Source organism: Pseudozobellia thermophila, assembly GCF_900141855.1.
In the GTDB taxonomy this organism is placed as follows: Bacteria; Bacteroidota; Bacteroidia; order Flavobacteriales; family Flavobacteriaceae; genus Pseudozobellia; species Pseudozobellia thermophila.
Genome location: NZ_FQYU01000003.1, coordinates 13,223 through 37,352, shown reverse-complemented (window position 1 = coordinate 37,352; position 24,130 = coordinate 13,223). Strand labels below are relative to the sequence as shown.

The window sequence follows — 24,130 nt, the reverse complement described above, 5'->3', positions numbered from 1 at the left end:
CATCGGGGCAGATAGAATCGGCCCTACAGTTTAAGGAAAAAACCTTGGTTTCCCCATAGGTGCCCTTCATCATTTTCAGTACCCGGCCCAGGTCCCATTCCATGCTGGCCCAAGGAAAAAAATGGCCTTGGAAGAATGGCAAATTGCCTTATGGCCCTTGGCATTGCCCCGTTATAAATAGGTTATTTGCCCGAACTTCACTAAGTTTGGGCGTAAACCGAAATCGCCCTATGAAAGCCAAAGCCGCCCTAAAATCGATAGCCTTCGCACTCATCATCTCCTCCCTTGCCTTTAGCTCAAATGCGCAAAGCGAAAAAAGGCAAATCTTTCAGCTAAAAACCTATACCCTCAAAAACGGGGAGCAAGAATCGAGAATGGACACGTACCTAAAAGACGCCTATTTACCTGCATTAAAAAGGGCGAACATCGAACATGTGGGCGTTTTTAAATTTCGGCCCGACAATTACGTATTGGCCAATAAGCTATTCGTTTTGATTCCATTTCGATCGCTGGAGGAATTTTTAAAACTTGAAGATGTGCTGGCCCAGGACAAGACCTACCTTTCCACAGGTGCCGATTACATTCATGCCAAGCACGACGACCCGCCTTACGAGCGTATCAATTCTACCTTGATGCGGGCCTTTACCCAAATGCCGCAAATGAGGCCCTCATCCGTCGAGGGGCCTAGAAAGGATAGGGTCTACGAACTAAGAAGCTACGAATCGCCGACCGAGGCCACCTACCAGAACAAGGTTGATATGTTCAATATCGGCGGGGAGGTCGAGCTATTTGAGTCATTGGGCTTCCATGCCGTTTTTTACGGGGAAGTGATCTCGGGCGACCGTATGCCCAACCTGATGTACATGACCACCTTTACCGATATGAAAACCCGTGATGCCAAATGGGAGGCCTTCTTCGGGTCTGAAAAATGGGGCAAGTTAAAGAACGACCCAACCTATAAAAACAATATGAACAAGGCAGATATCATGTTGCTCTACCCTACCGGGTATTCCGATTACTGATCGGCCGGGGTATCCATAGGCTTATCTTGGGTAATTACAAACTCTACCCTACGGTTACGCTGTCTTCCTTTCGAAGTTTTATTGGAGGCCCTCGGATTTTTGCCCCCATACCCTTGGTAAGCGATCCGGGTTTCGGGCAAGCCCAATCCTATAAGGTAATCGGCAACGACCTTGGCCCGTTTTTGGGAGAGGGAGTGGTTGTACCTTTCGGAGCCGATGGTATCGGTATGGCCCTTTACCGCAATAGACAGGCGCTCGTCCGTGGCCAGATAGCTATATATTTCACGAAGTTCCCTTTCCGCTTTTAAGGTCAATTCAACCCCATCGAAGGTAAAAAGGACATCTTCGAATATATGGGTTTTACCAAGTTCAATTTTTTTGACGGATGGAGTATTGCCCGCGACCCGCCCGTTTGGGATTGTTCCGACGGCCTTCACTTCGAACATATCCACATAATAGTAAGCTCCCTGTTTGGCATTTTTTCTGGTCTTGAACAACCGCGTTCGCCTGTTATTCTTAAAATTGCCCATCAGCATAAAGCGTTCGGTTCCCTTGGCTACGAATTCGGTGTGTACCGGCACCCAGTCCTTGGTATCCGAATAGAAGTTGCTATAGCCGATTTCCATGTAGTTATAGTCGTTTTCCCTTTGTTGGTACAGCAACTTTTTTGAAAGTTCCTTTTTGGTCGATAATTGAAGCGCGGCATTGGAAAACAGTACGCCAAATTCCTTGATGGCGAAATCGGAGCGCTCGGCCAGACTCACGTAAAATGAAACTTGGTATTTCTTCCCTTGCTCCAAGGGCTCCCCCAATTCGACCTGTAAATATTCGCGGTAGTCGTCGGGAGCGTAAAGATATAGGCCTGCATAGCCCGTACCGGATTTTGCCCTTTGGGCCCCGTTAAAGTTCTCAGGCGTGCCCATTTTGGAACTACAGGCATTGAAGTAATCGGTCGATCCCGAGGATGGGGCGGACCACTCCTTTACGTCCTTGTCAAAATTCCCAAGGCGTTCGGGGCAATTGACATAGTCTTCAAAGCTCGGATTCGGAACCAGGTTTTGACCGACAATGACCGTATTGCAGGAACACAGAACAAGAACTTGAACACATAGGGCTCGCAGGCCAAGGTAGAACTTAAAGGGCTTCACCTTCTAAAAATAGTAAATATTGGAAAGCGCCGCCAAGTCGACCCTGGCTTGGGCATCAATCCAAGGTATCCATATATTGATGGATAAGGTCGATCCCCTCGGTATGTAGTTCGGTAATACCGATCAAGGGCATCGAAGGACCATAGGCCGGGGATGTGTTCACCCTGGTCTTGATGTCTTCCTTAAAATCGACCATCAGGCTTTCGGCCAACGGGGTCTCATACCTCATGTCGGGTCGGCCCGTAACATTCGCATCGTGATAGCCCCCAGGTTGATGGCAATGGGCACAGTTGACATCCATATAGGCCCTTGCCCGTCCTTCCAAGGAAAAGGAGGTATCGGACCAATCGGGCAAACGTTCGACCTGCGACAGTTCGGGCACACCGGCCAAAAGACCTTTGTCGATAAAGTATTGCAACTGATTCTTGCCGTTGTACACAAAGTTCAGGTTACGTGCCTTTGGCCCAATAGGCATGGTCACATTGTTTATATTGTGGCATTGGGTACAGTTAATGGTAAAGGGTACCTGGTAGTTCGTGGTGCGCTCGACCCCCAGTTGATCGACCCAATTTACCGTGACGGTCGGGGCACTGTTCGAAAGGGTGGCCTCGGTCTGCTCATCGTTCCAGAGGTAGTTGCCCATACTCCAGGTTCCTTCGTTCTTGATCAACACCCGGGTCTCTATAAGCTTTTTGCCCACGGCCGGATTTCTTTCATCGTTCAGGTAATAAAAAGTTTTGGTAATTACCGTACCGTCGGGAAACTGCAACAACCCGTCGTCGTTGTACGTCATTTGCCCTCCTTCGGGTAAGGATATTGTTCTAAATTTATGGGCATAATCGGTATAAAGCGGGGTGCTCAAACTGTATTCGTGGGTCGTGACGTGCGTTTCCAAATCGGCCAAATCGCCCTTGAAAAGCTGTAAATCGGACAACTTGGGCAAAAACTCGGCCACGGCATAGACCGTATCATCTACGTAGGGATTGGTATTGGCCGCCACTTCCTCCCCGTTGGTCATCCCGTCAGCGTCGCAATCCGCATTCGCCCACGTATTGTTTTGGGCGTTATAACCGTCGTAATCCCCGTCGTGAACGGGATCGCAGGGGTCGTTCTTGTCGCTTCCGTTGGCCTCTTCCTCAAAGTCGGGAATACCGTCACCATCCGAGTCTTTTGACTCGTTGACAAAGGGATCGGTATTATCGGCCAATTCTTGGGCGTTGGTGATACCGTCGGTATCGCAATCGGCCCCTAACCAGATGCTGTTGTTGGCGTCAAAACCCGTATAGCCCGAGCTGGGCTTAGGATCGCAGGGATTGTTCTTATTGGTACCGTCCAGTACTTCCTGTTCGTCGGAAATTCCATCACCGTCCGTATCGATATCCGCGGACGCAGCGCCTCCGTCATCCGATTTACAGGCGAAGAAAACGAGGACCGCAACTACCGATAGGATACTTAAAAACCTTCTTGCCACAAAACTTCGTGAAAGCGAACGGCCTTCCCTATTTGGGCCATAGGCCGATTTTGAAAAATGCAACATAGCAACTAGATTTTTCGTAATGGTACATCACAAAAATAACCAATATCAAAGAACACCGGTGTTTCGATAGACGAGCACCAAAAAAATCGGTTTACATGCCAGGTTCACGCAAAAATCGGCTACAGATCGAATTTATAAGTGGCCCCGGCCATGACCTGGAGTCCCTGAACGGGGTAATTGGCCCATCGTTGGTAATTGTTGTTGGCGATATTCGCCACCCTTAGAAAAAAGGAAAGGCGGTCGTTCCATCGGTAGCCCACATGTGCATTGGCATCGAAATAAGAATCGAGTTCCACGATTTCGGCGTTAAAGGTCGAGGGCAAGCCCGAGGCATTTGCAATGGTGGCCACGTCTTCCCGGCTGCCCACATAAAAAAGATTGGCCCCTGCGTACCATTTTTTCCCAATTTGATAGTCCATAAACAAGGAGCCCTGTATTTCGGGGAGGTTCCATGCCGGGTTATCGGTTTCGGTGTTGTAGTTATAATATTCGGCATTTACACCCAGGGTGAAATTTCTATTGACGTCGACATTGAGCTCAGCGAACACTCCAATGGTCTTCATATCGTCATAGAACACCTCAAAGGAGTTCCCATAGAAATATCCCTTGTCATCATCCCTGGCGGTATTCTGCGGATTTAGCTTGAAGAGCGGCACGCGGTTTTCGGCGGTATAGGAGGCTTTTACATTGTAACTGAGGTTGGGAAGCAATTGCCCCTTAACACCCAAATACCCATCGTATTGCCTATCGGTAGGGAGAATGCCAAGGGTCGGCGATACGTAGGGGTTCCCTTCAACGTATCCGTAGTAGGAGTTTTGATCAAGGCCGCCCTCGACGCCACCATAGGCAATGGCCATATCGTCCATCAATCGATAAGAAGCCGTGACGGCCGGGTAGATATAGAAATTGCTGTCGCTGTTTTCCGCATCCAATCCGTATACCACCTTCACTCCCAGATTAAGCGAAAAATCGTCGACGTTCATTACCAGATTAGGACTCACGCCGACCTGAAGGTTGCTGTAGTCTATACCCGGTTCGTTGCTGGGGTTGTTCAAGGCCGAGTTTTCGAATTTTCCGTTTACATAGTCGATATTGGCCTTGACCTCCAATTTTTCCTCGGCCACCGGAAAGCCAAACCCCGATTCGAATGCCACCCTGTTCTCACCTGATTTAGCCGAGTCCCAGAACCTTCGGTATTTTAATTTTGCGTTTTCAAAATAGGAATCGTGTACATTGATATGGCCTTCTACCCCGGCCGTAAAATAGTTTTGACGCTCGTCGATCGCGTTGACCTCTTCTTCGGTAAAGACCCCATCGGGAATACCGTACCAGTTGTATAACCGGTGCTGTAGGTTGAGGTCGGCTCCCCAATCGAAATACCGATCCCTTTTAATGTAGGTCGCATTTAATTTTGAATTCGAATAGATATTGTCCAAGGCCACCCCGTCGATGTCTCCCCTTGACGAATTGTGATCCAGGCCTATGGTATAGCCCGACTCGCGATCGATCGTCCTACTGGTATAGAACTTACCCATTAGGTTGGCCGGATTGCCTACCCCCGCCGACGCGTAGGAGTTGTACAGGACAGGGGGCGGTGTTTTCTTGACCGCCGAGGCCTTGCCCTTTGCCGGGGTAAATGTCGAGGCCACGGGAACCGAAAATATATTGTACTCGATTTTTTTCTTTTGAAGTACAATGGAGTCGTTCAGGTTAGGACTCGATTTAATCTTAAATGCATCGGAAATGGTGGGCGTATAGGCCTTGGTCACCGTTACGGTCTCCGTTCCTATATCGTCCTTTTCATCTTCTTCTTGTGCCGTAAGCGTTTGGGACAGCCCCAAAAGCAGGAAAATTACCAAGTTTATATGTTTGAGCATGCTGTGATCTTTATTTGACATTCTATTTTCGTTAGGGCCCTGAATCGCTTTTTCTTCAGTATGTTCTACCATTTTTTCGCAACTATTAATTTCCATCCGTTCTCACCGAGGAGTTACTTTGGGCTTCCTTGGCCTTGATGATGGAAAGTTCACCTTTCGCCTCGGTCACCACTTCGGGAAACTGGCCAAAATTGGAAACCACGCTATCCAAGATGTAGGTGGCCTGGTAGGCGTCGCCGAGGGCATAGAAGTTCTTGGCCATGATTATCAAGCCCTTACCGCCCCATTCCTTGTAGCTCGAATAATCTTTGGCCAGCCTCTGGACCGATAGGTTCGATGCCTCGTAATCCTGTTCCTTGTTCTTAAAATAGGCATCGTAGTACAGGGCCTCGGCGGCCGTGGCCCCGGTGGCGATCTTCAGTACGGTGGCATAGGCATCCTTGGCCTTGGCCTCATCGCCGGTGGCCATGGCCGACCTTGCGATCATTATATGGGCATCGCTCTTTATTCGGTTGTCGATCGTGGCGGTGGCCAATACCTTGTCGGCATAGGCCAAGGTTTGCCCGTAATCCTTTTGTTGGTAATAGCCCTTCATAAGGTTAGACTGGGCAAAAGTGCGGTTCTGTTGAATATCGGCCTGGCCTTCCAAACGTTTTAGATAAGGCAAGGCCGATGCATAGTCGTCTTGGCCGATGTATATTTCACAGACCCGTGTCAACGCCTGTTCCGCATATTCGCTTCCTGCCTTATCGGCCACGAATTTGTAGTGGGGCAAGGCCTTTTCCTTATCCCCCTTTGCAAAATAAAGTTGCGCCAAATTAAAATTGGCCTTTACGGCATTCAAACCGTTCGGGAATTGCTGTATGTATTTTTCATATCCGCGGATGGCCGCCTCCTTCTTTCCTTCAAGGTTTTGCTTGTCGGCCGACTCGAAAGTGGCATTGTCGAGTTCGGTATCGGTCACTTCGACAAAATCGACATTCTTTACCCAGGCCGCATATTCGTCGACCCGGCCCAGGTCTACGTAGATCAGCTTGGCCGTGGCCACGGCCTGTATGGCCTCTTGGGTATTCGGAAAATTATGAACCACCGCCTTGAACTTGCTTAAGGCCTCTTCGTTCCTATTCGCATTGTAATGCACAAGACCTTGGCGCATCATGGCCTGGGGCACGAGGGAACTTGCCCTGTATTCGTTGATCATACGGTCATAGGTCTGTAGGCCCTGTTGTTCTTGCCCCGCCGAGACCAAGGTGTTGGCCAATTCGAATAGGGCATCGTCTTTTAGGGTCGACCTCGGATAGGAGGAAACAAAGGACCGCAACTCCGCGATCTTGGTATCGCGACGGTCTACAAATCCGTAGCTCAAGGCCTTCTGGAAGGCGGCGTAGTCTTTCTCCGGACCGGTCAGGGCCAAGGCCTTGTTATAGGTTTCTATGGCCGGCCAGTACTTGCTCGTCACAAAATAGCTGTCGCCCAGGCGAAGGTAGCCATCGTACAGTTTTTGTGTATCGTTGTTTCCGGCACCGGTAAACTCCGAGAAATATGTAATGGCGTTGGCGTAATCTTTCAACTTGAAATAGGTATAGGCCAAATTATAATTGAAGTCCTTGTATTCTTCCGTAGACTTTGCGGAGGGGTTTTGCTTAAAGGCCATAAAATCGGCCAGGGCGGTCTCGAAATTGTTCAACCGATATTCCGACTCCGCCTTCCAGTAGTTGGCACGGGCCTTAAAGACCGGGTTTTCGGCATTGTCCAACGATTTTTTAAAACTTTCCGCGGCCGCGGCGTACTGGTCGTCCATAAAAAGTTCCACACCCCGGTAGTAGGCTACCTTTTGATAGGTTTCCTTACTGGCGTAACCGCGGTTCTTTTCCAGTAATTCCATTGCCCCTTCAAAATTTTTGGAGGTGATGTAAGAATCGACCAAGAGGGCTTGCATCTCTTCGGTGGCACTATCGTTGGGATACTTTGCCAAATAATCGCTGATAACCTTTGGCACCGGTTCGTAGGCATTGCCGATCTCATAGCTCAGGCGTGCGTAATTGAGGGTGGCGTCCTTTTGTATCTCCGGTGAAAAGTCCATTTGCGATGCATTTCGAAACGCATTCAGGGCCTCTTGCTTTTTATCGAGCTTCAAATAGCATTCGGCCAAGTGGTAATAGGCATTCTGCGAAACGCTGTTCGTTCCGTCGATAATCTTGTTGAACTGCTGCACGGCATTGGCATAATCACCTTGTTTATAGTACGAATACCCCAAGAGGTAATAATCGGTGTTGTTCCATTTGCCCCGCTTTCCCTTGTAATCTTCCAGATAGGGAATGGCATTGGCATACTGCCCCAGGTTAAAATAGCTCTCCCCGATAATTTTGCTCAGTTCCGACTTTTCCTTGCGGTCGCCCTTGGCCATTTGTTTTTTGGCCAAGGCCAGGGCCTGTTCGAACTTGCCCAATTTAAAGTTCATATCGGCCTGGTAGTAGTCCATTTTTTCTTCCAAGATCTCGGGATCTTGAATTTCGTCGAAGCGTCGATTGGCCGTTTCGTAGTCATCTTGCTGATAGGCGATATAGCCTTGGTAATATTTGGCCTGCGAACCGTAGACCGGTGAATTTTCCACTTTCTGCAAATAGCGTTCGGCCTCCTTGTGCTTTCCCGAGGTAAATAGGGAATAGCCATAGTTAAAGTTGAACTTGTCCATCTCTTGGCGCGAGAGGGCGCTTTGGTCTACCTTGTTGTACCATTTTAGGGCGTAGGGATATTTTCCCGTTTCGAAATAATACTCGGCCACGTCTACATAGGCCGAATTTCGTTTGGTCGAGGTGGGGTATTTTGCCACAAAATCCTCCATGAGCCGGTCGGCCCCCAATTGGTTCAACCTGACGGCGGCGTTCGCCTCGTAGTAGGCACTGTTGGCCTTGACCTCGAGATCGTCGGTGTTTTCCTTGATCTTTGAGAAAATGGTTTGGGCCGCCTGGTACTGTTCGTTATGGTACAGGGCCAGGGCGTCTTGATATTCCCTCTTGTCGTGTGTATAGATTTTCGTTTCTTGGGATACCCCAATAACGACTGTTCCCAGGAAGATGGGAATAAAAGCGGTAATTTTTTTCAGCATAGCGTTCTACTAACCTTATTATTAATTTTAATAACGTCGAATATTGTACCAAAGTATATTTGGTCTTTGAAAATAATGCTTAACAAAAGAAAAATATTTTTATAAAACCCGCTACCCCGTTACCACTTAACTTATTACTTTTATATCAACAAAAGGCTTTGCCCTTTGCAAAGCCTGCCATCGGACCAAAGCTTGTCAGGACTCGATGACAAAACTATTGAGCTAAAAAAACGTATTGCCCCTGCTATGTCGGAAACCATCCTAGAATTAAAAGACGCCTCGATTTTTCAAAAGGACAGCCTTGTACTCAACGAAGTAAGCCTCGATGTACAAAAGGGTGAATTTGTCTATCTCATCGGAAAGACGGGAAGCGGCAAGAGCAGTTTTATGAAGACCTTGTACGGCGACCTTCCCCTAAAGCAGGGAACCGGAAGTATTGTCGGCTTCGACCTTAAAAAGCTTCGCGAAAGGGACATCCCCTACCTCAGGCGAAAAATAGGGATCGTTTTTCAAGACTTCAAACTGTTACCCGACCGGACCATCAACAACAACCTGCATTTTGTGCTCCGCGCCACCGGCTGGAAGGACAGGCACAAGATGGATCAAAAGATCGAAGAGGTACTGGCCAAGGTCGGCATGAAAACCAAGGGCTTCAAGTTTCCCCATGAACTTTCGGGCGGCGAACAGCAGCGTGTGGCCATTGCCAGGGCCCTATTGAACGACCCCGACCTCATCCTCGCCGATGAGCCCACCGGAAACCTGGATCCCCAGACCAGTGTCGAGGTAATGAAGGTATTACAGGAAATACACAAATCGGGACGGTCGATCCTTATGGCCACCCACGACTACGCCCTCATCTTAAAATATCCCTCAAAAACCCTTAAATGCGATGGAAACAAGATATTCGAAGTGGTACAACGCGCCGTTTAATCCCTTGAGGCCAGCATCATGATACTAAAAAAGCAAACCTACAGCACCGATAAAAAAGTCAACCCGTTTATCGGCGCCCTGCTTTTTTTAATATCCATTGTCCTTATAGCCATCACCGGCCCCCTAGGCTTTATCTATGGCCTGTTCTACTCCTTTGCCTCGAGGGGTATTCGGGGCATTGGCGAATTTCTTCTTAAAATAGCCATTTCCGTCGACCAATTGGGCAATGTGTTGATGCAACACCTGCTCAACACCCTATGGGTGAAGGGTGGAGGGTACAAATTCGGCAATAGGGACGAAACCATTTCAAGTGCCCTCGGGAGAAACAAAAAACTGGGAACGCTTACCTGGCAAGGCAGGACCATAGACAAGATACTCGATATTATCGACCCGGGCCACTCGCTCAATTCCATCGACTATTACATAGAGCCCACAAAGAACATTATCGACAACCTGGCATGGATCTATATCGTAGAAGGCAAGATATTGGTAGTACGGACCAAAGACAGCAACAAGTTTCAAATTCCCGGAGGGCGTCGAAAGATGGGGGAATCCGATGCGGAAACCCTCATGCGTTCAATAAACGCCGGACTTGGGGTAGAGATCGCGCCATCGACCCTGCAGTTCATCGGTATTTTCGAGACCCAGGCCGACGGCCAAAAACCAGGGGTCTTAATGCGCAAGACCTGCTACATCGCCCTGTACAACGGTGAACTGACCCTCGGTCAGGAGATAGCCGAAATGGCTTGGCTGGGCTATGGGGACCGCGAAAATGTTTCGGAAGTGGATGCCCTGATATTCGACGTTCTCCAAGAAAACGGCGAGCTTATTTGAGGTACGGATAGTTTTGATTACTTTTCACTGCCCATAACCAAACACCTATGTACCGTTTTATTTTCCTTATGTCGATCGTGCTCGGTTTTTCAGGATGTACCGAAAAACTCGAGGATAAGCCCGACCGCCCCAATTTTTTGTTCATTGCCGTTGACGACCTGCGCAACGAATTGGGTGTTTACGACAATTCACAGGCCATCACCCCCCACCTCGACTCCTTGGCCCGATCGGGCTCCCTATTCACCCATCATTTCGTACAAGTACCGACCTGTGGGGCTTCGAGGCATGCCCTTATAACCGGTATGCGTCCCTATAAGCCCATACACCTTAGCAACCGCGCCATTGAGGTCGAGATCTCGGGTCGGCCGGAAACCGATACCCCCGAAAGCTTTTTCCACCGGTTCAAACAAGAAGGCTACCGTACGATAGGTATCGGTAAAATTTCGCATTCGGCGGACGGCCTTGTCTACGGCTATGAGGAAGAGCCCTCTGCCCAAAGGGAACTGCCCCACAGCTGGAGCGAACTGCTATTCGACCCGGGCAAATGGAAGACCGGATGGAATGCCTTTTTTGCCTACGCCAATGGCGAAAACAGGCAGAGCCTGAAAAAGCAGGTAAAACCCTATGAGGCCGGGGAAACCGATGACAATGGCTACCCTGACGGACTTACCACCCAACTCGCGGTCGAGAGGCTCAAACAACTGAAAGATACCGACCAGCCCTTTTTTATGGCCGTCGGCCTCTTTAAGCCACACCTGCCCTTTAACGCCCCGAAAAAGTATTGGGACCTCTATAACAGGGACAGTATCGAGGTTTCGTCGAACGGCGACCTTCCGGAAAACATACATCTGGCAAGCCTTCACGAAAGCGGGGAATTCAACCAATATGCCCTCGGCGAGGAAAAGGCCGGCCTTGACCGACCGGTTTCCGAGGCCTATGCCAAAAAACTGCGCCACGCCTATTTGGCGGCCGTTAGCTATTCCGATGCGCAAATAGGGAAGCTCTTGTCGCAATTAAAGGCATCGGGCCTCGACAAGAACACCGTCGTCGTCGTATGGGGCGACCATGGCTGGCATTTGGGCGACCAACGGGTATGGGGAAAACACACGCTCTTCGAAAACGCACTCAAAAGCGCCCTTATAATCAAAAACCCACAAATGGAAAAGCAGGCCAAACGGATCGACCATATCGTCGAAACGGTAGACCTATATCCCACCCTCTTGGAAATGGGCGGTTTGTCGCCCCGTAAAAAATTGGACGGCACCAGTCTTGTACCCTTATTGGATTCAAGTGGTACCGACGGCCCCGAAGTGGCCTATGGCTATTACAAAAAGGGCATTACCATGCGCACCCCCGAGTATCGCCTGACCAAGTACTACAGAAAAGCGGAACCCACGGTCGAGCTGTACGCCCATTCGAAGCACGATCTTGAAAACAGGAACATCGCCCAAGAACACCCCGAAATTGTCGCGAAACTGATGCCCCTGCTGGAAGAAGGCAATACAGGCCTGTACCATACGCCCCAATAAGCGGCATTGTACGGCCTGACTTGACGTACTATGAAAAGTTTTTGTTATTTTGCCAACCTAACCATAAAAATCAAGAATGGAAATATTGGGAATTGATGTAGGGGGATCCGGAATAAAAGGCGGCATCGTGGATATCGAATCTGGAGAGATGGTTTCGAAACGCCATCGCATCCCGACCCCCGCATCGCGAACCCCGGAAGCCATGGCCGATGTGATCGCACAAATTGTCGAACACTTCGATTACAAGGGCAAGGTGGGTTGCGGCTTTCCTACCGTTATCAAAAAGGGGGTCTGCAAATCCCCTGGAAATTTAGACCCCAGCTGGATGGGCGTAAACGTGGAAAAGCTTTTGGAAGAGAAGACCGGATTGGATTTCACCGTGGTGAACGATGCCGATATCGCAGGATATGCCTGTATGACCTATGGAATCGGAAAGGGCGCCAAAGGCCTCGTCATTATGATAACCATTGGCACCGGTCTCGGAAGCGGCGCTTTTTTGGACGGTAAATTGATCCCGAATTTCGAATTGGGACAAATACCCTATAAAAAATACAAGAAAATAGAACTTTGGGCCGCGGGATCGGCCAAGGACCGCGAGAAGCTGTCGTACAAAAAATGGGGCAAACGCTTCAACAAATTCTTAAAGTACGTAGAGCTTATCGTTTCGCCCGACCTTATTCTACTGGGCGGTGGTGCGTCGAAGGATTTTGACCAATTCAAGGACTGTATCAAAATAGAAACCCCCGTGGTTCCTGCCCAATTGCAAAACCACGCGGGCATTATAGGGGCTGCGGCGGCGGCCATGCACATGCTACCGACCGAACAAAAATTGACCTTATAGTTCCTCGGCCCCCTCGGGCATATCAAAGTAGTCTTCGGGAAGGCCTTTTACGAAGTGCATTCCACTGATTTCAATGTCGGTGATATGCTCCCCTGGCAGGCCATTGACCGTCCAATGTGTCTTTAGACCACTTGGCAACAACACCCCATCGACGTTCACCAGCTCCCCTACCTCCATAAATTTCTCGGGGTTGTGCCCACCGTCCTTGAAGTATTCGGGATAGGAGACGATATACCTCGTAGCGGTCAGCAAGTGGCTGTCGGCATCGAAATGCAGGATATAATAGTCATCGGGGGCATCGCCCGTACCCGCGGCGAAGGTTACCTTGACCACGTCGTTCACCCTACCCTTGTATTCGGCTTTCGGCAAGAGTTCCAAATTGACCCCCTCGCCATCGAGCACAAAGGGGTGCCCCATCAAATAAATGGGTGTCAGGGCCCAAAACTTGGTATCGTAGGCAAATGCGGTACTGTCCTTGGCCTGGAGCCAGGCCTTTTCGCCGGTCCACCCAAAACGGGCCGTACTATCGGTAACACTGGTATGCTTGGCCCTGTTTCGCCATATATCGACGGTCTGATAACTGTCTCTCGGAGTTTTCCCGTCCAAGGGACGATAGCTGAAGCGAAAAGCCAAGGAGCCCTTACCAAACCAATTGGCCAATCCACCGTGGGCTTCCATGGCCTCCCAGACCACCTTCCCCGCATCCGAGGCGGATAGGCGTTCTTTGGCCTTGGCCACCCTTTTGTCGATCCACGCTTGGGGAATATCCAGGGTGGTTTTCGAAGGCACCTGTACCTGTTCGGTCGTCGTTTTTGCGGATTTGTCTTTGTTGGGATTGCATCCTATTAAACATACAAGTCCCAACAAGGGGAGTGTTACACTTAGCTTTTTTAGCATCATCATATTTAGTTTACCTATGTTGTCACCCCCCTTCGCAAGATATCACATGGCCTTATGCAAGAGACTTGCCTCACGGCGCTCTTCATAACTTTCGGCGATCTTTTCATCGAGCTTTTCGGGGGACTCAAAATTTAATTTACTATCGTTAAGTCGTTGTTGACCGCCAAAGATTACATGTAACTTTTTTGCCATAAGACCTTGGATCGATCTTTCGGCCACGAATTCGGGCGAGTCCATCTCCTTTGCTTTCGAAGTTTTCATCATATCGGTATCGGTAGCCGTTGGATAGACACAGGTAACGGATATATTGAAAGGCTTCAATTCGCGCCTAATGGCATCGGAAAATTGCCGCACTCCCGCCTTTACACTGGAATAGACCGAGTAGAAGGGCATACCGATCAAGCCCAGGCCGGAAGAAACGTTCAGGATGGCCGCCTCTTCGGAAGCCTTCAACAAGGGAATGCAATATTTGGTAAGTACCATAACGGCCGTGAGGTTCACCGCAACCTGATCGTAAATGTCCTCGTCGGGAATCTCATCCAAGGGCCCTGCAGAAACAATCCCGGCATTATTGATAAGAATGTCCAAGCCGCCCCACTCGTCCTCGATTTTCGAGGCCATTTCGCGCAGTACGATTACGTCGCCCACATCACCCCTCACAAATAAAAAATTAACGGATTCAAATGAGTGACGAAGCGCCTTCAGGCTTTCCTTGTCCCTACCTATTACGGCAATATCGCGAACCCCTTCCTTTACCAGTTCATCGATCATACATTTGCCGATACCTCGTGATCCTCCGGTGATAAGCACCTTCTTTCCTTTTAATTGCATATGGTATAGAGTTTAATTATTGAGTTAACCCCTTGAAGATATGCATATTCTTGCCTAAGTAAAACTAAAAAAATACCCTAAAAACAAGATTTGTGAAGTTTCTAATTTTAACAGTTTGAATTTAAGGATTTAGCGAACAATTAACAGTTTTACAACAAAAAAAGCCCCGAACAAATTTCGGGGCCTTTAGTTTTATGCGATTTTATTTCGCTTTCTGTCCACTTCCTTTAGAAATATCTTTCGGAGTCGAAGGTGGTTCGGGGTCACTTCGACATATTCGTCCTTTTGGATGTACTCCAGGGCCTCTTCCAACGAAAACTTGATCGCGGGAACGATTTTGGCCTTGTCGTCGGCCCCGGCCGAACGTACGTTCGATAATTTCTTGGTCTTGGTAACGTTTACCGTCATATCATCTTGACGGGAATTCTCCCCGATTACCTGCCCCTCGTAGATGTTCTCTCCCGGATCGATAAAGAACTTGCCCCGTTCCTGTAGCTTATCGATGGAATACGGTATGGCCGTACCCGTTTCCATAGAGACCAAAGAACCGTTGATCCTTCCCGAAATCTCGCCCTTTAGGGGCTGGTATTCGATAAAACGGTGCGACATAATGGCCTCACCGGCCGTAGCGGTCAACAATTGGTTACGCAGGCCGATAATACCGCGCGATGGAATGAGAAACTCACAGACCATCCGGGTACCTTTCGTCTCCATGCTTACCATTTCCCCTTTTCGGACGGAAACCATTTCCACGGCCTTACCCGAAACCTCTTCGGGCAAGTCGATCGTCAATTGCTCGACGGGCTCGCATTTCACCCCGTCTATTTCCTTGATGATTACCTGTGGCTGCCCGATCTGCAGTTCGTAACCTTCCCTGCGCATGGTTTCGATCAATACCGAAAGGTGCAACACCCCACGGCCAAAGACCAAAAACTTATCGGCACTATCGGTTTCCTTTACCCGCAAGGCCAAGTTTTTTTCCAATTCCTTTTCCAAACGCTCCTTAATGTGCCTGGAGGTAACAAATTTACCGTCCTTGCCAAAGAAGGGGCTATCGTTAATGGTAAACAACATGCTCATGGTAGGCTCGTCGATCGATATGGTCTGCAGTTGCTCGGGATTTTCATAATCGGCCACGGTATCGCCGATCTCGAAGCCGTCCATTCCAACGATGGCGCAGATATCACCCGCTTCCACCGACTGGACCTTCATACGGCCCAGGCCTTCGAAGACGAAAAGCTCCTTGATCTTGGACTTGACAATGCTACCGTCCCTTTTGACCAATGAGATCTGCTGTCCCTCCCTTAGCTCGCCCCTTTGCAATCGACCAATGGCGATCCTTCCGGTAAAGGAAGAGAAATCCAAGGAGGTGATCAGCATTTGGGTATTGCCCTCGGTAGGCTTAAAGGTAGGTATGTGTTCGATGACCATATCCAGCAGGGGCTCGATATTATCCGTTTCCTTTTGCCAGTCGTCGCTCATCCAGTTGTTCTTGGCCGAACCGTAGACCACTGGAAAATCGAGCTGCCATTCTTCGGCCCCCAGTTCGAACATCAGGTCGAAGACCTTTTCGTGCACCTCGTCGGGCGTACAGTTTTCCTTGTCGACCTTGTTGATCACCACACAGGGCTTCAAGCCCAGATCGATCGCTTTTTGCAGTACGAAACGCGTCTGCGGCATAGGCCCCTCAAAGGCGTCTACCAACAATAGCACGCCATCGGCCATGTTAAGTACCCGCTCTACCTCTCCACCGAAGTCGGCGTGACCCGGGGTATCGATGATGTTGATCTTGGTATCTTTATATACGACCGAAACGTTTTTCGAGGTAATGGTAATTCCCCTTTCGCGCTCGAGGTCGTTGTTATCGAGGATCAAGTCGCCGGTATTCTCGTTCTCACGGAACAACTGGCAATGGTACATAATTTTATCGACCAAGGTGGTCTTACCGTGGTCAACGTGGGCGATAATCGCAATATTCTTTGTTGTAGACATAATTTAATTTTATAAAAGGCCCGCCTTTTGAGCGCGCAAAGATACTCCAAATAATATTAGCGACCCTTAATCCCCGCGTATTTTTATCCTATTGATTTTGAGAAGGTTCTCCTAGGGAAGCGTTACTTTTTCCTGCCCCCGATGACCCAACCTAGCCGGGCATCCAATAAAAGCCCCCCAACTGTCTCATACTCATTGACAAAAACACCGGGCCCGAAGGACAAACTGAAATAGAAGCCTTTGGTGTATGTTCGCTGCAATCCGTACACCAAACCGGCATTGTAGTAGAAGTTCGAAGCATAGTCGAGGTCCCCGATAATCGGGGTCCCAAATTGATATTGATTCAAAAAGCCAAAGTAGTTCCCCGTATTTCCGGATATGTTCTTTCCCTTGCCCAGTCTTCTGTCCAGGTTATTGTAGTACCTAAATTCCGCGGCCAGGCCGGGGTAAATACCATATTCGGTTTCCACATCGGAAGCGCCCCGCAGGGCAAAGCCGATAATGCCCTCCAAATTCAACGATGTCCTGTTCCCCACGCCCAGTTCGTACGACACCCCCGGTAACAAGGCGTTTACCTTGAGCAGGCCGTCTTCGACCAAGGGGTCGGACTGTGCATAGTTGTACAAGGAAGACATGAGGATGGCCACGAAGCATACGATTTTTTTCATAATTACGGTTGATCAGTTGATGTATTAGGATGACTTACTTACAAGAATTATTCCACTAATCGAAAACAGGCTTTCTCGATTTACGTTTGGTGGCCACCCATCCGAATTTAAAACTCACCAAGGGTCCGTATCCATCGGGAACCCCGTCTCCCTTATAGAAGCCGGCACCCAACTCGGCATTAAAGTTGAAGCCTTTGGGGTAGCTACGTTGGATACCGTATACCGCGCCGTAGAAACCCAGGTTGAAATCGTCGGGCCCCTCGATATTGGTGCAGATCCGTAGCTGGGAAAAGAAAATGGCCTGGGCGGCCGCTATATAGTTCCCGGAATTGCCGGAAACATTCTTATCCATTCGCAGGCGCCTGTTGAAATTGTGGTAGTAGCGGTACCGGTTGTTCAGGGCCAAACCGTAGGCATACCCCTCACAATAGGTGGCCAGCCCCAGGCCTAGGTCGGTCGAGATACTTTGGTTTCTGAACAATGCGAATTCATAACTTAAACCGGGATTGACCAAATTGAACTTGAACTGGTGCTTTTCGAGGTTGATGGGGCCGGAGCCCCTTTCGGTTATTTGGGCATGTACCCCATGCACGGCAAACAACAAAAGAAGCAAGCAAATTTTTCTCAATGTATTCGGATTGAAAGTACACGTTAAAAATAAGGGGTTACGTACATGCAACCCTGCGGTTTAATGAAAATTTAAGAAACTAGCGTCCGACGCACCAGCGTTTTTCACTAATGATCCAACCTATGCTTAGGTTGGCCACGGGGTAGACGCCCCCGTCAACTTGCCCCGTATAATAGGCCGCCCCCACATCGACCGAAAAATTGAATCCCGAATTGTAACTGCGCTGTAATCCGGTAACCGCACCCACATAGCCAAAAGCGCCCTTTACCTCCCGGTTTTCCACGGTACGGGTACCCGGAAAAAAGACCGCGGCGGCGGGCGCCACATAATTGGCCGAGTTGCCGTAGATCTGCCTTCGGTTCCTTTGGCGGCTCCCAAAATTGTAGTAATAGCGGTATTGACCGGCTATGGCAGGGAGAAAGGCCAATTCTTTATAGACATCGGGTTGCAAGGGATCGAGGGCGAACTGGAGACCGGCCTTGACATCGAGCGTCGTATTGGTGCCCAAGGCCATCTCGTATTCAAGTCCGGGATTGAGAAGGTTGACCTTCACCTGTCGCAATTCGCAATTCTTGCCGAACTGCGCATTTATTTGACAGGCGAAAAACCCTAATAAAACCAAGGTCAGATGTCGTAGTAGGTTCATTTCAAGATCGGGATTAAAGGAATATTACCTTATTAAAACACGACGCTGATGAAAATAGTATCTTTGCCCAAAAATTTAGCACATGGACCTTTCCCTGATTCCACAGATAAAACATAGCGATAGCAAGAACTTTTTTCTCTTGTCGGGCCCCTGCGCCATTGAAGGGGAAGATATGGCCCTTCGCATTGCCGAGAAGATCGTTTCGGTAACCGACAGGCTCAAGATACCCTATGTCTTTAAAGGGAGTTTTAAAAAGGCGAACCGCAGCCGGGTCGACTCCTTTACCGGTATCGGTGACGAAAAGGCCCTAAAGATATTGAAAAAGGTATCGGAAACCTTTGAGGTGCCCACCATTACCGACATCCATGAGCCATCCGATGCCGCCATGGCAGCGGCCTATGTCGATGTGTTGCAGATTCCCGCCTTTTTGGTACGTCAGACCGATTTGGTCGTGGCCGCTGCCCAAACGGGAAAGGTGGTCAATCTGAAAAAAGGGCAGTTTATGAGTCCCGAAAGCATGAAACACGCGGTAAAGAAAGTTACCGATTCGGGCAACGAACAGGTTTGGATCACCGACCGTGGTACGATGTTCGGCTACCAGGATATGATCGTCGACTTTAGGGGCATTCCCACCATGCAGCAGTACGCCCCCGTTGTGCTCGATGTTACCCACTCGCTACAGCAGCCCAACCAATCGTCAGGGGTGACGGGAGGCCGCCCCGAATTGATCGGAACCATCGCCCGTGCGGGAATTGCCGCAGGTGTCGACGGTATTTTTATGGAAACCCACTTCGACCCCGCCAACGCCAAAAGCGATGGGGCGAACATGTTGCATTTAGACCACTTGGAAAAACTTTTGACGGACCTGACCACCCTGAGGTCTGCCGTTAACTCCCTATAAAACAACCCCCTTTTCACCCTCCATTTTTGGCGCGGGACTCCCCTGTCCGATTTTCTTATTTATATTTATTCTAAATAAATTTTATAGTTTCGATTTTCCTTTTACATTTGCCTAGTTTTTATTTAGACCAATATAAAATAACATCCATTCCATGAAACAAATTATACTTCCGGTCCTACTCCTTATATGCTCTATGGCCCTGGCCCAAAATACCTCGGTACAGGGAAAGGTTACCGACACCGACAACAATCCCCTGCCCTACGTTACCGTAAGGATAGCGAACACCGATACGGGTACGACCACCGACGAAAATGGGGCCTATTCGTTCCGCAACATTTCCAAAAATACGGTCACCCTGGTATTTTCGTCCATCGGGATGAAAACGGCGAAAAAGACCATCACCCTATCCGAAACCGGGATAACCCGTGTTCCCCCGGTCGTAATGACCGAACAGCAAGAGCTGCTCGACGAAGTCATCGTAGAGGGGCACAAGGACAAATACCTCGAAAGGGAACCTTCACAGTCCCTAAGGTTGCAGACCGAGCTGGTCAAACTGCCCCAGAACATCCAGGTAATAAGCGACGACCTCTTAAAGGACCAGCAGGTCACCTCGATCATGGACGGGCTGACCCGAAACGTTAGCGGGGTGACCATGCTCGAACATTGGGGCCATTTTGCCCGCATCAACATGCGCGGCTTTCGCCTTCCGGCCTTTAGGAACGGTATCAACGTACAAGATTCGTGGGGGCCCTTGTCAGAAGACATGAACACCGTCGAACGCGTCGAATTTGTCAAGGGCCCGGCAGGATTTATGATGGCCGCGGGAGAACCCGGCGGATTCTACAACGTGGTCACCAAAAAGCCCACCGAAGAATTTATCGCCAGGGCGTCGATAAGCGCGGGAAGCTTCGATTTTTACAGGGGAACGGTAGACCTGGGCGGAAAGCTATCGGAAAACGGCAAGCTTCTCGGAAGGTTCAATGCCATGTACCAAACCAGCGACTCCCATCGGGGCAACGAGGACGTTACCCGTTACGGCATCGCCCCCTCGCTGACCTACAGGTTTTCCGACAAGACCTCCATCACCACCGAAATGAACCTACAGCAAGCCGAATCGTACATAGGATCGGCCTATGTCTTTGCGCCTGCCGATGCCGGTTATGCCAGTTTGGACAGGGATTTTAAGTTTACCAACGACGACTACCCCGTAACCGACATCCAAGAGGTGACCTTTTTTACCAACCTAGACCATGAATTTTCAGAAAACTGGAGCCTTCACGGGCAATTGGCCTACCTAAGGTACGACCAAGTAGGCAATTCTACCTGGCTGAGTTCCATGGCCGAAAACGGCGATGCGGTGAGGTATACTTCCAAATGGGACGCCCTGTCCATTGGCAAATACGCCCAACTTTACGTCAACGGCCAGTTCAACACCTTTGGGCTGAGCCATAAGGTGATGGGCGGATTCGATTATAGCGACAAGAGCTATTGGGCCGATTGGAACGAGCTTTCGATAGTCGACACGGCTACCCCCTTTAACATCTACAATCCCGTTTACGGCGAGAGTCCCGCCACCAATTTCGACCGAAGCCTCCCGATCCAGGAAAGAAACGGGGGGACGCCTTACGGGGCCTCCATTCTAAGGTCGTACTACGCCCAGGACGAAATTGGCCTATTTGACGAAAGGATCAGGCTTACCTTGGCGGGGAGGTACTCCAATCTCTACACCCAGGGCAAGGCGGAAACCGATGATGTGGTCACCCCAAGGATAGGTATCAGTGCGGATATCATTCCTTCATTGACCTTCTACGCCCTCTATGACCAGTCCTTTTTGCCCCAAAGCGGAATAAGTGCCTCGGGCGAAGCACTGAACGACCCCGTAAACGGCAAGGACTTGGAAGGAGGGTTGAAAGGAAGCTTTTTTGACGGAAGGTTGCGGACCTCGCTCGGGGTATACAAGATCAACAAGGACAAAATATTGGTCGGGGATCCCGCCTACCCCAATGACAATTTCAGCATTTACTCGGGCGAAATCGAATCCAAAGGAATCGAATTCGACCTTCAAGGGGAAATAGCCACAGGCCTGAACCTCATCCTCAATTACGCCAATACCAATGTAAAGGACAAATCGGGCACCTTGCAAGCGGGCCACTCCAAGCACGTGACCAACGGATGGCTCAACTATGGTTTCGACCCCCTCGGCAAACTGAAAGGCTTCGGTATCTCGCTGGGCTACCAGTACCAGGTCGATCGCTCCACCTGGGCCTGGGCGGCAGACAACCAATCCGACCTTCCCGACTACTTTAGGTTGGATGGTGCCCTCTCGTGGCAAAACCCCCATTTTAGGGTACAATTCAACATCAACAATATATTGGACGAATACCTGTACGCCGGGGCCAATTACGGCAGCTACCTCTATTGGCAGTCGGAGCCGGGTATCAATGGCAGGTTGACGATAGCCTATACCTTTTAAGCCCTAACCCTAAACAGGTATGTGGAGCATTAGTACGGCATTGGTATTCTCGGGATTTTATCTCAACTACCGTTCCTCGAAAAAGGCGGGGCCCGCGGATGCCGCCCCTAAGAAAGCGGCGGCATCCCATGTTGTGGGATATCGAACTGCCGGCCTACTCCTACTGGTCGTGGCCTACGGATATACCGTAAACTTTACGGGACCGGTTTCCGGTAGTTTCATCTACTTGACCCTACTCATGCTCACAGGTAGCCTGATCGTTTTGCTGGCCCCGTTGCGGTTGATACGGCCGTGGGGCATTCTGGCCTTTTTTCTCGTCTTTATAACCCTGGAAACCCTACTCTACTAATGCCCGCGAATTCGAAATACCTCGACCCACGTGTAGGCCATCGCATAGCCAAGATAAGCGCCGCCATTTTAGGGGGACTTTTGGTGACCCTCGCCTTCCATCTGGCCCTGGCCGCTTGGTTCGACAAGACAACGGTCATCATAACGAGCACCTACAGCGCCTTTATACTATGGGTCGTATTGATGATGGTGGCCTTTATGGCGAGAAGCGGACTCAAAATTTGGGGCATTTATCTGGCACTGACCCTGATTTTCGGAGGGCTCACCTACCTGGGCCTATAAATTAAACCCCACTATCGACCGACCCAATGAAACGAAGGATCTATAACATTTTATTCCACACCCATACCGTAAGCGGTATCGTGATCAGCGTTGCACTCTATGTGATATTCTTTGCCGGGTCTTTTTCGTTCTTTAGGGATGAAATCGTGAGTTGGGAACGGGGCCACCATGTTGAAATATGGGACCAGATACCGGAAGATATCGACGCTTATCTCGAATACCTGCAAGGGCACTACGACTTGAAGGGCAGGGAGGTCGAGATTTCCCATTACTACAACGAGCGCAACATCAACGTCAGCCTTTCCGCCTCCAAGGACAGCCTTGCCCCGGAAGCGGCCAAAGCGAGGAAGTTCTTCTATTTGGACACCGAAGACTTTACCGCGTCCGATTACAAAACCAATTACGGCCTGGGCGAATTTCTTTACCGATTGCACTTCTTGGACCAAATTCCCCGGCCATACGGCAGGTACCTATCGGGCTTTGTGGCCCTGTTCTTTTTGTTCGCCCTGCTTACGGGCATTTGGATCCATTGGGACAAGATCGTAAGCAACTTTTATGTGTTCCGGCCATGGGCGAAACTAAAGACCCTTTGGACCGATGCCCATACGGCCTTGGGCCTGATCGGTTTTCCCTTTCAGTTCGTCTATGCGCTAACGGGTGCTTTTTTCCTTCTTAAAGGCATACTCATCCTACCCAACGTTATGGCCCTTTATGGCGGTGACCAAAAAGCCTTGTTCAAGGATTTGGAATATGCCCATCCGGAATATGAATATACCTATACCCCCTTGGAGACGGCTCCCAAAATCAACACCCTTTTAAAAAAGACCCTGGAAGACTGGGAGGACTTTAAACCGACGGAGGTCCACATTTTCAATTATGGCGATGCCAATATGCACGTGGCGATCAGCGGAAACCTGGATTACCGTGAAAAATTCAACGGCTACGGATACCGTATCTTCCGATGGCGCGACCAAGCCATCGTCGACGAGCGGATCCCCCGCATAAACAATCGCTATCTCGACGGGGTAAAAAACGCGCTCTTCCGCTTGCATTTGGGCGATTATGGCGGTTTGGGCCTACGGGTGCTGTCCTTTATTTTGGGACTGATGTCGTGTGTCGTCATCCTTTCGGGGATTATGATCTGGTTGGTGGCCCGCGACAAAAAGAAGGTTCCCGAGAAAAAAAGGCGCTTTAATGCCAAGGTCGCCAACATCTATATGGCCATATGCCTCAGTATGTTTCCCATTACCGCCCTGACCTTTATTGCGGTAAAGCTCCACGGTTCGGAACGGGGATTCATTTACGGTACCTATTTTATAGGTTGGTTGGTGCTCAGCATCCTTTTCAGCTTAAAAAAAGACATCGGTTTTACCAACAAGTGGTGCCTTGTTGCCGGTGGGGCCTTAAGCCTCTTGGTGCCCCTTGCCAACGGATTTAAAACGGGGCTGTGGCCCTGGGTCAGTTTTTCGAAAGGCTATGGCCAAATACTGCTTGTCGATCTTCTCTTCGCCCTTTTGGGCCTGATTTCCCTTTGGGTGGTGTTCCTAAGGTTGCCGGCCAAGTCCGCCAAAATCCCAAAAACACCTTAATACAGGCGGTTTTTCAGAATAATTTACCAAAAATGGATATCTTGC

The 24,130-nt window shown here is 49.6% G+C and carries 20 protein-coding genes; 10 read left to right on the top strand and 10 right to left on the bottom strand.

All coding sequences use genetic code 11. The annotated features are described in order from the left end of the window. Positions 1 to 230 precede the first annotated feature (230 nt). Positions 231 to 1,022, top strand: coding sequence for an NIPSNAP family protein (locus tag BUB37_RS10080; protein WP_072993938.1), 792 nt, complete (start codon positions 231 to 233; stop codon positions 1,020 to 1,022). On the opposite strand, the gene BUB37_RS10075 is transcribed toward BUB37_RS10080, so the two are convergent. From BUB37_RS10075 to BUB37_RS10060, 4 genes are all read right to left on the bottom strand, one after another. Next, the gene (locus BUB37_RS10075; protein ID WP_244526797.1) at positions 1,016 to 2,170 is read right to left on the bottom strand and encodes an OmpA family protein; all 1,155 of its coding nucleotides are present in this window, start codon (positions 2,168 to 2,170) and stop codon (positions 1,016 to 1,018) included. The two genes, BUB37_RS10080 and BUB37_RS10075, sit on opposite strands and share 7 nt — an antisense overlap. 55 nt (positions 2,171 to 2,225) lie before the next feature. Next, complete coding sequence (locus tag BUB37_RS21330) at positions 2,226 to 3,707, bottom strand: hypothetical protein (protein WP_094766674.1); 1,482 nt, start codon at positions 3,705 to 3,707, stop codon at positions 2,226 to 2,228. A gap of 119 nt (positions 3,708 to 3,826) precedes the next feature. Then, complete coding sequence (locus BUB37_RS10065) at positions 3,827 to 5,584, bottom strand: TonB-dependent receptor (protein WP_072993929.1); 1,758 nt, start codon at positions 5,582 to 5,584, stop codon at positions 3,827 to 3,829. An 85-nt stretch (positions 5,585 to 5,669) separates the two neighbouring features. Then, positions 5,670 to 8,693: a tetratricopeptide repeat protein gene (locus tag BUB37_RS10060; protein WP_072992949.1), complete on the bottom strand. Its 3,024-nt coding sequence runs from the start codon at positions 8,691 to 8,693 to the stop codon at positions 5,670 to 5,672. A gap of 246 nt (positions 8,694 to 8,939) precedes the next feature. On the opposite strand from BUB37_RS10060, the gene BUB37_RS10055 reads away from it, so the two are divergent. The 4 genes from BUB37_RS10055 to ppgK all read left to right on the top strand — a co-directional run bounded on the left by BUB37_RS10055 (position 8,940) and on the right by ppgK (position 12,827). Continuing rightward, positions 8,940 to 9,623 (top strand): cell division ATP-binding protein FtsE, encoded by a 684-nt coding sequence (locus tag BUB37_RS10055; protein ID WP_072993926.1) that lies wholly within the window; start codon positions 8,940 to 8,942, stop codon positions 9,621 to 9,623. Positions 9,624 to 9,641: 18 nt separating this feature from the next. Then, on the top strand, positions 9,642 to 10,457 hold the full coding sequence (locus BUB37_RS21620; protein ID WP_170863149.1) for an NUDIX hydrolase: 816 nt from the start codon (positions 9,642 to 9,644) through the stop codon (positions 10,455 to 10,457). Positions 10,458 to 10,504: 47 nt separating this feature from the next. Continuing rightward, entirely contained in the window at positions 10,505 to 11,986 is a 1,482-nt protein-coding gene (locus BUB37_RS10045) for a sulfatase (RefSeq protein ID WP_072992945.1), read from the top strand. A gap of 76 nt (positions 11,987 to 12,062) precedes the next feature. After that, positions 12,063 to 12,827, top strand: a complete 765-nt coding sequence (gene ppgK, locus BUB37_RS10040) for a polyphosphate--glucose phosphotransferase (RefSeq protein WP_072992942.1) — start codon at positions 12,063 to 12,065, stop codon at positions 12,825 to 12,827. On the opposite strand, the gene BUB37_RS10035 is transcribed toward ppgK, so the two are convergent. The 6 genes from BUB37_RS10035 to BUB37_RS10010 form a co-directional block, all read right to left on the bottom strand. Further along, positions 12,822 to 13,727 carry a LolA-like protein gene (locus BUB37_RS10035; RefSeq protein ID WP_244526796.1) on the bottom strand — a complete coding sequence of 302 codons (906 nt, stop codon included), beginning with the start codon at positions 13,725 to 13,727 and terminating at the stop codon, positions 12,822 to 12,824. The genes ppgK and BUB37_RS10035 overlap by 6 nt on opposite strands. Positions 13,728 to 13,769: 42 nt before the next feature. Further along, positions 13,770 to 14,558, bottom strand: coding sequence for an SDR family NAD(P)-dependent oxidoreductase (locus BUB37_RS10030; protein ID WP_072992939.1), 789 nt, complete (start codon positions 14,556 to 14,558; stop codon positions 13,770 to 13,772). A gap of 192 nt (positions 14,559 to 14,750) precedes the next feature. Then, entirely contained in the window at positions 14,751 to 16,550 is a 1,800-nt protein-coding gene (gene typA / locus BUB37_RS10025) for a translational GTPase TypA (RefSeq protein ID WP_072992937.1), read from the bottom strand. A 122-nt stretch (positions 16,551 to 16,672) separates the two neighbouring features. Then, positions 16,673 to 17,218 carry a hypothetical protein gene (locus tag BUB37_RS10020; RefSeq protein WP_072992934.1) on the bottom strand — a complete coding sequence of 182 codons (546 nt, stop codon included), beginning with the start codon at positions 17,216 to 17,218 and terminating at the stop codon, positions 16,673 to 16,675. A gap of 55 nt (positions 17,219 to 17,273) precedes the next feature. Next, positions 17,274 to 17,846: a hypothetical protein gene (locus BUB37_RS10015; RefSeq protein WP_094766672.1), complete on the bottom strand. Its 573-nt coding sequence runs from the start codon at positions 17,844 to 17,846 to the stop codon at positions 17,274 to 17,276. Positions 17,847 to 17,925: 79 nt separating this feature from the next. Further along, positions 17,926 to 18,492, bottom strand: coding sequence for a hypothetical protein (locus BUB37_RS10010; RefSeq protein ID WP_072992931.1), 567 nt, complete (start codon positions 18,490 to 18,492; stop codon positions 17,926 to 17,928). 82 nt (positions 18,493 to 18,574) lie between these two features. On the opposite strand from BUB37_RS10010, the gene kdsA reads away from it, so the two are divergent. The 5 genes from kdsA to BUB37_RS09985 all read left to right on the top strand — a co-directional run bounded on the left by kdsA (position 18,575) and on the right by BUB37_RS09985 (position 24,085). Then, positions 18,575 to 19,393 (top strand): 3-deoxy-8-phosphooctulonate synthase, encoded by an 819-nt coding sequence (gene kdsA / locus BUB37_RS10005; protein ID WP_072992928.1) that lies wholly within the window; start codon positions 18,575 to 18,577, stop codon positions 19,391 to 19,393. 151 nt (positions 19,394 to 19,544) lie between these two features. Continuing rightward, positions 19,545 to 21,866: a TonB-dependent siderophore receptor gene (locus BUB37_RS10000; RefSeq protein ID WP_072992925.1), complete on the top strand. Its 2,322-nt coding sequence runs from the start codon at positions 19,545 to 19,547 to the stop codon at positions 21,864 to 21,866. A 19-nt stretch (positions 21,867 to 21,885) separates the two neighbouring features. After that, the gene (locus BUB37_RS09995) at positions 21,886 to 22,215 is read left to right on the top strand and encodes a hypothetical protein (RefSeq protein WP_072992922.1); all 330 of its coding nucleotides are present in this window, start codon (positions 21,886 to 21,888) and stop codon (positions 22,213 to 22,215) included. Beyond that, on the top strand, positions 22,215 to 22,496 hold the full coding sequence (locus BUB37_RS09990) for a hypothetical protein (RefSeq protein WP_072992919.1): 282 nt from the start codon (positions 22,215 to 22,217) through the stop codon (positions 22,494 to 22,496). Before BUB37_RS09995 ends, BUB37_RS09990 begins: the two co-directional genes overlap by 1 nt. 26 nt (positions 22,497 to 22,522) lie before the next feature. Continuing rightward, a complete protein-coding gene (locus BUB37_RS09985; RefSeq protein ID WP_072992916.1) occupies positions 22,523 to 24,085 on the top strand; it encodes a PepSY-associated TM helix domain-containing protein in 1,563 nt (520 codons plus the stop codon). The last annotated feature ends 45 nt before the right edge of the window (positions 24,086 to 24,130 follow it).

Excerpts from the sequence above, each read along its gene's own strand:
- BUB37_RS10080 (WP_072993938.1), top strand. The coding sequence starts at position 231 with ATGAAAGCCAAAGCCGCCCTAAAATCGATAGCCTTCGCACTCATCATC.
- BUB37_RS21330 (WP_094766674.1), bottom strand. The coding sequence starts at position 3,707 with ATGTTGCATTTTTCAAAATCGGCCTATGGCCCAAATAGGGAAGGCCGT.
- BUB37_RS10065 (WP_072993929.1), bottom strand. The coding sequence starts at position 5,584 with ATGCTCAAACATATAAACTTGGTAATTTTCCTGCTTTTGGGGCTGTCC.
- BUB37_RS10060 (WP_072992949.1), bottom strand. The coding sequence starts at position 8,693 with ATGCTGAAAAAAATTACCGCTTTTATTCCCATCTTCCTGGGAACAGTC.
- BUB37_RS10055 (WP_072993926.1), top strand. The coding sequence starts at position 8,940 with ATGTCGGAAACCATCCTAGAATTAAAAGACGCCTCGATTTTTCAAAAG.
- BUB37_RS21620 (WP_170863149.1), top strand. The coding sequence starts at position 9,642 with ATGATACTAAAAAAGCAAACCTACAGCACCGATAAAAAAGTCAACCCG.
- BUB37_RS10045 (WP_072992945.1), top strand. The coding sequence starts at position 10,505 with ATGTACCGTTTTATTTTCCTTATGTCGATCGTGCTCGGTTTTTCAGGA.
- ppgK (WP_072992942.1), top strand. The coding sequence starts at position 12,063 with ATGGAAATATTGGGAATTGATGTAGGGGGATCCGGAATAAAAGGCGGC.
- BUB37_RS10035 (WP_244526796.1), bottom strand. The coding sequence starts at position 13,727 with ATGATGCTAAAAAAGCTAAGTGTAACACTCCCCTTGTTGGGACTTGTA.
- BUB37_RS10030 (WP_072992939.1), bottom strand. The coding sequence starts at position 14,558 with ATGCAATTAAAAGGAAAGAAGGTGCTTATCACCGGAGGATCACGAGGT.
- typA (WP_072992937.1), bottom strand. The coding sequence starts at position 16,550 with ATGTCTACAACAAAGAATATTGCGATTATCGCCCACGTTGACCACGGT.
- BUB37_RS10020 (WP_072992934.1), bottom strand. The coding sequence starts at position 17,218 with ATGAAAAAAATCGTATGCTTCGTGGCCATCCTCATGTCTTCCTTGTAC.
- BUB37_RS10010 (WP_072992931.1), bottom strand. The coding sequence starts at position 18,492 with ATGAACCTACTACGACATCTGACCTTGGTTTTATTAGGGTTTTTCGCC.
- kdsA (WP_072992928.1), top strand. The coding sequence starts at position 18,575 with ATGGACCTTTCCCTGATTCCACAGATAAAACATAGCGATAGCAAGAAC.
- BUB37_RS10000 (WP_072992925.1), top strand. The coding sequence starts at position 19,545 with ATGAAACAAATTATACTTCCGGTCCTACTCCTTATATGCTCTATGGCC.
- BUB37_RS09995 (WP_072992922.1), top strand. The coding sequence starts at position 21,886 with ATGTGGAGCATTAGTACGGCATTGGTATTCTCGGGATTTTATCTCAAC.
- BUB37_RS09990 (WP_072992919.1), top strand. The coding sequence starts at position 22,215 with ATGCCCGCGAATTCGAAATACCTCGACCCACGTGTAGGCCATCGCATA.
- BUB37_RS09985 (WP_072992916.1), top strand. The coding sequence starts at position 22,523 with ATGAAACGAAGGATCTATAACATTTTATTCCACACCCATACCGTAAGC.